We start from the raw sequence: 11,039 nt of genomic DNA, 5'->3' as shown, positions 1-11,039 counted from the left end.
AAAGATGAGCGTAGTTTAGAGCGATGTTATTGATGCGAGAGGATTGTATTGGAGAAAGAAGCGCAGCGGGTTTTTTTAAGTATTCAAAGAGCGTCTCTAATTAATGAAATGGGTATAAATTATTTAACTGTTATTTTATAGAAAGGCAAAAAGATGAGCGTAGTTTAGAGCGATGTTATTGATGCGAGAGGATTGTATTGGAGAAAGAAGCGCAGCGGGTTTTTTTAAGTATTCAAAGAGCGTCTCTAATTAATGAAATGGGTATAGATTATTTAACTGTTATTTTTATAGAAAGGCAAAAAGATGAGCGTAGTTGAGACCGATGTTATTGATGCGAGAGGATTGTATTAGAGAAAGAAGCGCAGCGGGTTTTTTTAAGTATTCAAAGAGCGTCTCTAATTAATGAAATGGGTATAAATTATTTAACTGTTATTTTTATAAAAAGGCAAAAAGATGAGCGTAGTTGAGACCGATGTTATTGATGCGAGAGGATTGTATTGGAGAAAGAAACGCAGCGGTTTTTTTAAGTATTCAAAGAGCGTCTCTAATTAATGAAATGGGTATAGATTATTTAACTGTTATTTTTATAGAAAGGCAAAAAGATGAGCGTAGTTGAAACCGATGTTATTGATGCGAGAGGATTGTATTGGAGAAAGAAGCGCAGCGGATTTTTTTAAGTATTCAAAGAGCGTCTCTAATTAATGAAATGGGTATAGATTATTTAACTGTTATTTTTATAGAAAGGCAAAAAGATGAGCGTAGTTGAAACCGATGTTATTGATGCGATAGGGCTGGAGAAAGAAGCGCAGCGGGTTTTTTTAAGTATTATAGATGCTCTGGTATGGGACGCTGAAAATGTCCATCTTTATACGCTTCAGGAAAAAATTAATACTTACCTGTATTTTATTGAATCAGGCGAATTGGATAAAGCGCTACCCGACGGCAAAGGTTTTGATATTGCCATTGAGCTTATTTTAAAACATATGCCCAGCGATTCAGCGATTACCTTTTTTGATAAAACCACACAAATACTGCTCGATAAAGGTATTATTTTTGTTTTCGGGCCGGACAGAAATAGCGGCTATGCAGAGCAGCAAAGTTAATCTGTTTTTGACTCTATTATAAAAAATATAAAAAAAGCGACCTGAGTCGCTTTTTTTAAATAACACCCTATTGCATCGGAAGTCTTGCAACGACCGCTCTCGGATTTTACGAGTGAGGCAAAAATGATAAATAATTTTTAAAAATATGTACTCAATTGTAATCTTTTTGATTGCCAGTACCCCACATCATTTGGGATAATCGCCTCGCTTTACACCACCTTAATCAATTTTCAGCAATTGAACTCAACTACAACCTATCAGGAGAAAGACATGCCATCTCGTAAAGAGCTAGCTAACGCGATTCGTGCACTCAGTATGGATGCCGTACAAAAAGCCAATTCAGGTCACCCTGGAGCTCCAATGGGGATGGCTGATATAGCCGAAGTCCTTTGGCGTGATTTCTTAAAACATAACCCAACTAATCCGCAATGGGCAGATCGTGACCGTTTTATTCTGTCTAATGGCCATGGCTCAATGCTGATCTACTCACTATTGCATTTAACCGGTTATGAACTGTCAATTGAGGATCTTAAATCTTTTCGTCAACTGCATTCTAAAACCCCCGGTCACCCTGAATACGGTTACGCACCGGGTATCGAAACAACTACGGGTCCTTTAGGTCAAGGTATTACTAATGCTGTTGGTATGGCGATTGCTGAAAAGTCATTAGCGGCACAATTTAACCGTCCGGCACACGATATAGTCGATCATTTCACTTATACTTTCTTAGGTGATGGTTGTTTAATGGAAGGTATCTCACACGAAGCCTGTTCATTAGCGGGTACTTTAGGATTAGGAAAACTGATTGCATTCTGGGATAACAACGGTATCTCAATTGACGGTAAAGTTGATGGTTGGTTTACCGATGATACTCCAGCGCGTTTCAAAGCTTACGGCTGGCATGTGATCGAAGTTGATGGTCATAACAGTGAAGAAATTAAAGCAGCGATTGTTGCTGCAAAAGCTGAAACAACTAAACCAACAATGATTTGTTGTAAAACTATCATCGGTTTTGGCTCTCCTGCTAAACAGGGTACACATGACTGTCACGGTGCTCCACTTGGTGCTGATGAAATCATCGCAACACGCAAAGCATTAGGCTGGAACCATGGCCCCTTTGAAATTCCTGCTGATATCTATGCCGATTGGGATAATAAAGAACAGGGACAAGTCCTTGAAAATTCATGGGATGATAAATTTACTGCATACGCAGCCGCATTCCCGGAATTAGCCGCTGAATATAAGCGTCGTATCAACAGCGAAATGCCAAGCGACTGGGAAGCTAAATCAAATCAGTATATTACTGAATTACAAGCGAGTCAGGCGAATATCGCAACCCGTAAAGCATCACAAAACTGTATCGAAGTCTTTGGCGCAATGTTACCTGAATTATTAGGCGGATCTGCCGATTTAGCGCCTTCTAACCTCACTATGTGGTCAGGTACTAAGGCTATTACTGCCGATGATGCATCGGGCAACTATTTACACTACGGTGTACGTGAGTTTGCCATGTCTGCCATTGTTAACGGTATTGCTCTGCATAAAGGTTTTGTACCTTTCGGCGCAACCTTCTTAATGTTTATGGAATATGCGCGTAACGGTTTGCGTATGTCGGCATTAATGAAGCAGCGTGCAATTCAGGTATTTACCCACGACTCAATCGGTCTGGGTGAAGATGGGCCAACGCACCAACCGGTTGAGCAAATTGCCAGCTTACGTTTAACCCCTAATATGAATATCTGGCGCCCCTGTGACAGTGTGGAGTCAGCGGTTTCTTGGAAATCAGCCATTGAGCGTTTAGACGGTCCAACATCACTGGTCTTCAGTCGTCAAAATCTGCAACCTCAAGCGCGTGATGCGCAGCAGCTGAGCGATGTGGCTAAAGGTGGTTATGTATTATTAGACAGTGCAACACCTGCTGATATTATCCTGATTGCAACGGGCTCTGAAGTACAACTTGCCGTGTCAGCTTATAATGAATTATGCGCACAGGGTAAAGCGGTACGTGTTGTTTCTCTTCCTTGTACGGATATTTTTGAAACTCAAAGTGCTGAGTACAAAGAGTCTGTTTTACCAGCCGCAGTCACTAAACGTCTGGCGATAGAAGCGGGTATTGCCGATTACTGGTACAAATATGTTGGCCTAAACGGTAAAGTTATTGGTATGACCACCTTTGGTGAATCAGCACCGGCTGAACAGTTATTTGAAATGTTTGGTTTCACCGTCGAAAACGTTGTTGAGTCTGCTCTCGCTCTATAACCTGTTCATCGAGGAAATAAAAAACCGCGTATATCGCGGTTTTTTTGTATTTTCTCGGTGGAGCCTGTTATGCAATTGGCATAACAAGCCTGAAAAAGTTACTGAAGCTTTCACTTTTATTTAAAAAGAGGGGATAAGTCAGTACACATCACAAAAAAATAATCTATTTTTATTGATGATGTTTTATCTATTTACATGGGGATGTAGTGGCAGAGTTAATTTATAATATTACTCTTTAATATCAATTTCTTTTGAATATTGAAACAAGTCAAAATCTTTACTATAAAGATTATAAACTTTCTCTTTAACTTGATGATCAGAATAGTAAGTTTCATAAGTATTTCGTTGAACTCTATTCTTAGAAGGTAATCTAGCAGAGACTCCAATTTTTTTACAAATAAATTTAAAGTTTTCGTTTATATTTTCAAATCTTCCAATATAGTCAACCTGACATTCATTCCTATCATCATATATAAATAAATATTGGGGACTGAAGAGTAGGTTTTCGTGGATTTTGTTTCCATCTAAATATTCTAATATGAATTTTTTAAATGACGGGTATTTATCTTCTATTAATTTTTTATAATATAAATCACTACTATTGTTCCCACCATTTTTTAAATATTCATAAGCTGAAACAGCTCGATCATAGGGATTTCTAACGAAGCAAAATTTAAAATATCGGTTAAAACGATCTGGGTCAATCCGTTTGAAATCATAATAAGTACCATGATCTCTATTAATTTTGTCACCCATTAAGCAAGTTAATATACTCGATCCTGCCGTTTTAGGTATGTGTATAAAAATACATTTATATTTTTTAGTATATTTTCTGTATGGGAATCCATTTCGTATATGTCTGAGCTGACGTTCAGACGTTTTTAGATATTCAATCAAGCCGCTTTGTGATAAATAATTAATAAATTTTTTCATTTTTTTAGCATTTTTTTGTAAAGAAGGTAATGCTGAATCGGTATTAAATTAACTATAATCGTACAAAGCTATCAATGCCTAGATCCAGAGAATAGGTGTGATTTCTAAAATTAGGATAACATCCTAATGTGTAATAAAAGTGCAATAAAAGTGTAAAAACACAGGGAAAAACTTTTCCTTTTTATTGCTCAGCAAGGTAATTAAATACTCATATCCTATTTCATTTCTCCACATCAAGCTATTATTTGATGATTTAATCTTTTGTTAATAACGGTGTGATTAGTTTCATTATGGTTATTAAACGCAGGAAATATTATTCCTAAATGAAAAATAATAAGTGTAATTAGTTATGTAGTCACTAATATTTCTGACTGTCCTGTAAATCATTCAATTTAATCATCCTAGTTGACGACGGTCTAACTTCAGTCATCAAAACCTGTAATCTCAAGCACATGACGCGCACAGGGTAAAGCTGTACGTGTTGTATCTCTTTCTTGTACAGATATTTTTGAAATCCAAAGCGTAGAGTATAAATAGTCTGTTTTACCAGTCGCAGTCACTAAAACTCTGGCTCTATAAGACTTTTTAATTAACTTGTTCATCGAGGAAATAAAAAACTGCGTATATCGCGGTTTTTTTGTATTCGCTTTAAGTTGATAGCTGAACGCTCCAAAAAAGTTTGGTGTTAAGTTAATATATTAAAGCAATAGATAAGTTTAATAAACAAACTGCTATAACTCAAAAATCGCCCTAGTATTAGTCCTAACCATCATCTACTTTTAATTGGTATATCATTTTTTTGTATAAAATATTGTTACAAATTTTTAATATAGTACGTTAGTAATTGACTTAAATACATCGTCAAATACTGTGGATATTTTCATATAAGAGGGCTCATTATGAAAAAGAAGACTAGTAATATAACTTTATCCCATTTAAAACCACATAAATTACCCTTGATAACGCTTGCGTTGTGGATAACCACAACTCAGTACAGTTATTCTGAAGAAGTTATACCATCGCCTAAGCCTGAAAGAACAGAATATGAACTTGAGTTGCAGCGCCAAAAACAAATACTTGTTGAGCAAGGAAAAGAAATTGATAATTTAAAACTCCTTATTAAGGACCTGACCCCGAAAACGACACAGCAAAAGGGAAATCAGGAGGCCAATAATGCAAAGACAACTGCTGCGCCGGTGGCCAGTAAACCAGTAGGTAAAGCGCCTCCTAAAACTGCACCTCGTATTGAGGTATCTCCCGACCTCAATATAAGCACGAATACCAACGGCGTGCTGACAAATCCAGGAACCTTAATAATAGAGCCGGCAATGGGGTATTCATATTCGGATAGTAACCGGGTTTATCTTGAAGGATATTCTTTTCTTCCTGCGATAGTGGTGGGTGTCATTGATATTAGAGAAATTAAACGTCATAGTTTTACTGCTAGTATTACTGCGCGATACGGCCTGACAAACCGATGGGATTTTGATATTAAGCTTCCTTATATTGTCCGTACTGACAGTCAACGTTCTCGTGCGGTTAGTGAGAGTGCTGCTGATGATGAAATATTTAATGCAAATGGCAGTAATATTGGAGATCTGGAGTTATCTACGCATTTTCAAATTAATGATGGCGCTGATGGTGGTTTAATTTATGTCGCTAATTTAGCTGCAACCATACCAACAGGAACGAGTCCATTTGACGTTGATTATGTAACATCTACTGCTGGTTCTACATTTCCTACTGAGTTGCCAACAGGAAGTGGCTACTTCAGTTTTCAACCTAGCCTTACGGCGATTTATTCAACTGATCCAGGGGTGCTTTATGGTAATGTAAGTTACGGATATAATATGAATACTGATGAAGATATAGGAAAAGTAAATCCTGGTGATAGTATTGGTGTGAGTTTTGGCTTAGGACTCTCCTTGAATGAACGTACCTCCATGAGTTTGGGTTACTCACATAAACACGTTCTAGAGTCTAAAATTGATGGCGAGGCAATTGACAGTAGTGAACTCGATATCGGTCAATTGGCCATTGGTTACTCTTTCAATTATTCACAGCGAACTAATCTAAATTTATCGTTAAATATTGGTGTTACCGATGATGCTCCGGATGTTAGTCTTAACGTTAGGGTACCAATGGTTTTCTAATTTTTTAAACAATATCAGATGCTTTATTGATAAATATTAGGTAAGACAAACTGGGTATAAAATACGTTATTACTGTAAGTATTGCTGATATTGTTTAAGTTTTTAATGTCAATGCCAATATTATTGATAGATTGTATGTTTTGATTATCGAGATTATTCTGGATAACCGATTGAATGATAGTATCCGCCAGTTCAGATGCAATATTTAACTGTCCATTTTTAACCAATGCAAGATTTTCAGGTGTTTGAAAATAAGAATAAAAAGTCTCTATACCGTTTTGGAAAATTTGTTTTTCAAAACTAATATTGACAATCAGACCGTTAGGCAAGACAAACCCGCCCCTGAAAGACGCTAAAGTTGATTCTGATACGGGATCAGCCCATTGCTGTATATTTGATGATTCCTGAGCAATAAAACGACCGTTATCTGCGGCTAATAATAAGCCTGGTTTTACCATTGAAGCCAATGTGGCCGATAATATAATACCTTTAAAAATAATGAGTAAGTTTCTATTCATTTTAATGCCTTAATTGATTAAAAATCAATTTCTGATGGCTGCAGCAAGTTGAATAACCCTAAGCTAGAGCGGTCAACTGCAAGTCCTAATTGAGCCTTGACTCTTAGTTTCCATTCTGTTTTATCTTGATAATAATTAGACGCAATTTCTTTTTTATTTTGGATAACAAATATTATTTGTTTACCCCACATTTTTTCAAACTCTTCTTTGTCAATAACTTTAAGCCCTAGTGCAGGGTCGCCAACTAATACTTCTCTTTCATTGCTCCCTTTTATAATCACAAAATGCATATAACCGTTATTATTAATAATAGTTATTCCGGGAATTTCGGCTGCAGCCAGTTGTTCTAAACTAATTCTAAAACCATTTGATGCATAGCCTCTACGTGATAAATAAAGTTTCATATCTAACAACGAAAAGCCCTGCTGTTGTATCTTTGCTTGGTCACCATGACTAAACATGTTTTCAAAAACGCCAAACTCATCAATAACATCGTCATAATGGAAAGATAATAAACTTGCGAGAGCCGCAGAACCACAGCTAAAGTCGTATTTTTGCTTATAGACGGTTTTGAAGCGCTGTTCAGCAATACTTGAAACAGCAATTGAAAAGTTACCACCACTGATATTACCGGGTAAATTAACAATGCCAGCATATGCTGGTAATAAGAGTAGCAGGAGGGATAAAAACACCGTAAATCTTCTACTCATAATAATTAACCTTTAATTTGGAGTAATTGTGACGGTAATAATAGTTGAATCTTGAATTATTACATTATTGCCTGTATTTTGAATAATCGAAAAAACTCCGCTGGCTTCATTAAATGAGCCTTGGCTAATAATATTATATCCAGTAATATTATTGGTGGCGTCATTGTCGGAGAGTACTGCTACTAAGTTAGAGTTGTTGGTGACATCAATGCCACCAAGGCCTCTAACTTGATCCAAATCTTCCAATATTACGGGAGCAACATTCATGACGGGAAACTCTACTATTTCTTCCTCTGCTAATACCTGATTACTCATTATGATCAATAAGAGAATATAAAAAATTGGTAAATAAATATTTTGATATATGTTCTTCATAGTCCCATCCTTATATATAAGTTGCTGGCAATATTTGCCAGCAACTTATTAAGTCATTTCATATAAAATCTCAAATGAAATAGGACTTTTTATGGAGTTACATTAACATTCCCCTGAAACGATACCTGTTGTTGAGTTAAAGCATTAGCACCTAGGTTTTGTACATTTTGGTTAATACCTGCGGTACCATTAAAGGTATCTGTCATATTATTGCTGGTAGTTATTGTAGCTTGATCCTCGAAAGTATTATTATAATCTACATAATTACCAGTAACTGTACCTGTAAGAGCTGAGTCATTAATACTATAGGTAGTTGTAGCTGTACCACCATTATTGGCTGCAGCTGTTCCCCAACCTTCTGACCAAGCTGCACTATTATCACTATTATCGCTATTATCAGAGCTATCGCTATTGTCTGAGTTGTCGCTATTATCAGAGTTATTAGTTCTCACGATACTGTTATCAGAGCTATCGGTTTTAGTGTCAGTTTTAGTTTCAGTTTTTACAACGCTGTTATCAGAGCTATCAGTTTTAGTGTCAGTTTTAGTTTCAGTTTTCACAACGCTGTTATCAGAGCTATCGGTTTTAGTGTCAGTTTTAGTTTCAGTTTTCACAACGCTATTATCAGAGCTATCAGTTTTAGTGTCAGTTTTCACTAGACTGTTATCGGAGCTATCAGTTTTCACAACACTGTTATCAGAGCTATCAGTTTTAGTGTCAGTTTTCACTAGACTGTTATCAGAGCTATCGGTTTTAGTTTCAGTTTTCACTAGGCTGTTATCAGAGCTATCGGTTTTAGTTTCAGTTTTCACGACACTGTTATCTGAATTGTCACTAGCAGTAGCAGTGGAATAATCGTCTGCAGCGGCCGCGGGATTACCGGTACTTTCAGTGTCAGCCCATACTGCATTAGCCGTTGAACCAAGTATGACTGCTAAGCTTGCTGCCAAAATATTCTTGTTAAAAAATTTCATATCTTATACCTCGCTAAAAATTGACTGAATTGCCACCATCAATCTAAAGTAAATAAACAGAAAATAGCGACACCTTATACCTGTATATAAAGCGTGCATGCCTAATAAATAAAAAATTCATTAATATATATTTGTTATTTATGAATGCACCGCTCAGTAGTCAAGATAGTAGGTGAGTAACTTTAATTCCCTTAAAAACACCTCAAAATTTAATCAAAAATTATTCTTTTTAGCATGTTCGAAAGCTTGTTTTTTTGAAGAGTTAAGTAATAATAGATGGGCATGGTCAGATTTGAGAGGTGTAAATATGATTGAGCTAGGCTATGTTTGATAGTCGTTTTACTGTTGGTATTATTACACTTATATCAATGTATTGATTGCAGTAATCACATGCATTAATTGTACTAAATAATATACAACGACTTTGAATATCTTTGCCGGGCCACGAAGTTAGGGTTATGTATTTTATGAAGATAATCAATAGGAAAGATTAAAAAGTAGTTGTAATTGATGACCTTTTAAACTCAACCATAGTTACATTTTTCACGTGTTGTTAAAGAATGATGACTTTATAGAAAGATATATTTATTCATAAGATAAAACCGATCGGCGAGTATATCGACTTACTTTATTGTGATGCTAACTATTAATAAATATTGAATATAACGATTCTGATTAATCTTCATATAGGCTCTGAATATGGCGAACTTTCAATTAACTAATCGTATCCTCATCATTTCAAATGATAGTTTTATCGTGGGCTTATTAAATGGGTATTGTGTCGCTAAGCATTTCACTTTTACATGTATATCTCGTTCTGATCCATTACATGCTAATGCCGTTAGTTCTAGATTCAATGTCATAATCATTGATCTGCGTGGGTTAACCACAGCACTGATAGAAGACCATTTAGAACCATTAAAAAATATTAATAATCAATGTGATATCCCAGTTTGTGCGATACATGACCATAGTGTAAAGCTGTCATCTCTTATGCTACCTTGGGTAGATTATTTTAAAGCTGATACTTTTATTGAAAACTTAGACAATTATATTAATAAATATATTAGTAATTGCACTCCGGTTTGTTATGAACAAAGAAATCACGTACGCAGATCAGGCTCAGATCGCCGTACATTATTAGGAACGAATAACCTATTTTCAGCCCCACAACTTAATGATGAAAAGACATTATTGAATCGAGAGATAGATTCTGAACTTCTAGGTGATTTTGAAATAGATCGAGATTCTCAACTCGTTTATTTAAAAGGAAAAAATCTCGAATTAACATGCAAGGAGTTTAAACTCTTTACCTTCTTAGCTGAACATCCTGAACGAGTATGCAGGACAGAAAAAATCATCACCCATCTCTGGCCTAAAGGCCGGGCAAATAAATCTGATCTCTATCAATACATGTATTTATTAAGAAGAAAAGTTGAACTTGACCCAGATAACCCGCGTTGGATCTTAACTATTAAAGGCGTTGGCTATAAACTTTATACCGAAAAGGAGAGCTAATACCAAGTTCATTAATTTTTGTTTCTTTATGCTGCTTAAAACACAAGCCTAGCTAGGCATAAAACGATGTTTTAGTCTTTGCTATTGCTTATGATTCATAACATTCTGTTATTCCCTACTGCGTGGCCAGCCAAAGCTGTTCAAAATCATTCCATAGAATTTTGTATAACTAGAACAACTAATCACTGCAATCAATGCCTTATCCCGATGCATTGCTAAAAGATAGCAGTCATTCCCCCCCTCAGACTTACCCTTCAAGTAGATTGATTAGCTATTTTTTTGCTCCATTGCTAGCTAGCTAGTTAATAGTTTAAGTTGTTCAACTGAATGATTCATATACAATTTCATTAACTCAATGACGATATGTAGCATCATTGAGTTAGGAAATAAGTAACCAATAAGCTATTTTTAAAATGGCAAATCATCATCCCCGCAACCCAAAATATTAAACCTTTCCGTTAGACTCCGATCACAAATTCGCGCTAACTAAAGTGCA

At 35.9% G+C, this 11,039-nt stretch carries 9 protein-coding genes; 4 read left to right on the top strand and 5 right to left on the bottom strand.

Annotation, left to right across the window (positions count from 1 at the left end):
• Positions 1-752: 752 nt before the first annotated feature.
• On the top strand, positions 753-1,103 hold the full coding sequence (locus ACJAZP_RS17385; RefSeq protein WP_415232011.1) for a DUF6572 domain-containing protein: 351 nt from the start codon (positions 753-755) through the stop codon (positions 1,101-1,103).
• Between the two features lie 270 nt (positions 1,104-1,373).
• Positions 1,374-3,362 carry a transketolase gene (tkt, locus tag ACJAZP_RS17380; protein WP_415232010.1) on the top strand — a complete coding sequence of 663 codons (1,989 nt, stop codon included), beginning with the start codon at positions 1,374-1,376 and terminating at the stop codon, positions 3,360-3,362.
• A gap of 228 nt (positions 3,363-3,590) precedes the next feature.
• On the opposite strand, the gene ACJAZP_RS17375 is transcribed toward tkt, so the two are convergent.
• A complete protein-coding gene (locus tag ACJAZP_RS17375) occupies positions 3,591-4,295 on the bottom strand; it encodes a sulfotransferase family 2 domain-containing protein (protein WP_415232009.1) in 705 nt (234 codons plus the stop codon).
• Between the two features lie 899 nt (positions 4,296-5,194).
• Here ACJAZP_RS17375 and ACJAZP_RS17370 point away from each other — a divergent pair.
• Positions 5,195-6,448, top strand: a complete 1,254-nt coding sequence (locus tag ACJAZP_RS17370; RefSeq protein WP_415232008.1) for a transporter — start codon at positions 5,195-5,197, stop codon at positions 6,446-6,448.
• 23 nt (positions 6,449-6,471) lie between these two features.
• Here ACJAZP_RS17370 and ACJAZP_RS17365 read toward each other — a convergent pair whose 3' ends face one another.
• The 4 genes from ACJAZP_RS17365 to ACJAZP_RS17350 all read right to left on the bottom strand — a co-directional run bounded on the left by ACJAZP_RS17365 (position 6,472) and on the right by ACJAZP_RS17350 (position 9,025).
• Positions 6,472-6,966 (bottom strand): hypothetical protein, encoded by a 495-nt coding sequence (locus tag ACJAZP_RS17365; protein ID WP_415232007.1) that lies wholly within the window; start codon positions 6,964-6,966, stop codon positions 6,472-6,474.
• A gap of 17 nt (positions 6,967-6,983) precedes the next feature.
• Positions 6,984-7,676, bottom strand: coding sequence for a C39 family peptidase (locus ACJAZP_RS17360; protein WP_415232006.1), 693 nt, complete (start codon positions 7,674-7,676; stop codon positions 6,984-6,986).
• A 12-nt stretch (positions 7,677-7,688) separates the two neighbouring features.
• On the bottom strand, positions 7,689-8,051 hold the full coding sequence (locus ACJAZP_RS17355; RefSeq protein WP_415232005.1) for a hypothetical protein: 363 nt from the start codon (positions 8,049-8,051) through the stop codon (positions 7,689-7,691).
• An 89-nt stretch (positions 8,052-8,140) separates the two neighbouring features.
• Positions 8,141-9,025 carry a hypothetical protein gene (locus tag ACJAZP_RS17350; protein WP_415232004.1) on the bottom strand — a complete coding sequence of 295 codons (885 nt, stop codon included), beginning with the start codon at positions 9,023-9,025 and terminating at the stop codon, positions 8,141-8,143.
• Between the two features lie 699 nt (positions 9,026-9,724).
• Here ACJAZP_RS17350 and ACJAZP_RS17345 point away from each other — a divergent pair.
• Entirely contained in the window at positions 9,725-10,543 is an 819-nt protein-coding gene (locus ACJAZP_RS17345) for a winged helix-turn-helix domain-containing protein (RefSeq protein WP_415232003.1), read from the top strand.
• The last annotated feature ends 496 nt before the right edge of the window (positions 10,544-11,039 follow it).

It is taken from the genome of Psychromonas sp. (genome assembly GCF_047632955.1).
Classification (GTDB): Bacteria; Pseudomonadota; Gammaproteobacteria; order Enterobacterales; family Psychromonadaceae; genus Psychromonas.
Note: the sequence above shows the minus strand (reverse complement) of the source record. Positions and strands in the feature narration are given on the sequence as shown.

Coding starts and splice junctions, on each gene's coding strand:
- ACJAZP_RS17370 (WP_415232008.1), top strand. CDS start 5,195: ATGAAAAAGAAGACTAGTAATATAACTTTATCCCATTTAAAACCACAT.
- ACJAZP_RS17385 (WP_415232011.1), top strand. CDS start 753: ATGAGCGTAGTTGAAACCGATGTTATTGATGCGATAGGGCTGGAGAAA.
- ACJAZP_RS17345 (WP_415232003.1), top strand. CDS start 9,725: ATGGCGAACTTTCAATTAACTAATCGTATCCTCATCATTTCAAATGAT.
- ACJAZP_RS17360 (WP_415232006.1), bottom strand. CDS start 7,676: ATGAGTAGAAGATTTACGGTGTTTTTATCCCTCCTGCTACTCTTATTA.
- ACJAZP_RS17365 (WP_415232007.1), bottom strand. CDS start 6,966: ATGAATAGAAACTTACTCATTATTTTTAAAGGTATTATATTATCGGCC.
- ACJAZP_RS17355 (WP_415232005.1), bottom strand. CDS start 8,051: ATGAAGAACATATATCAAAATATTTATTTACCAATTTTTTATATTCTC.
- ACJAZP_RS17350 (WP_415232004.1), bottom strand. CDS start 9,025: ATGAAATTTTTTAACAAGAATATTTTGGCAGCAAGCTTAGCAGTCATA.
- tkt (WP_415232010.1), top strand. CDS start 1,374: ATGCCATCTCGTAAAGAGCTAGCTAACGCGATTCGTGCACTCAGTATG.
- ACJAZP_RS17375 (WP_415232009.1), bottom strand. CDS start 4,295: ATGAAAAAATTTATTAATTATTTATCACAAAGCGGCTTGATTGAATAT.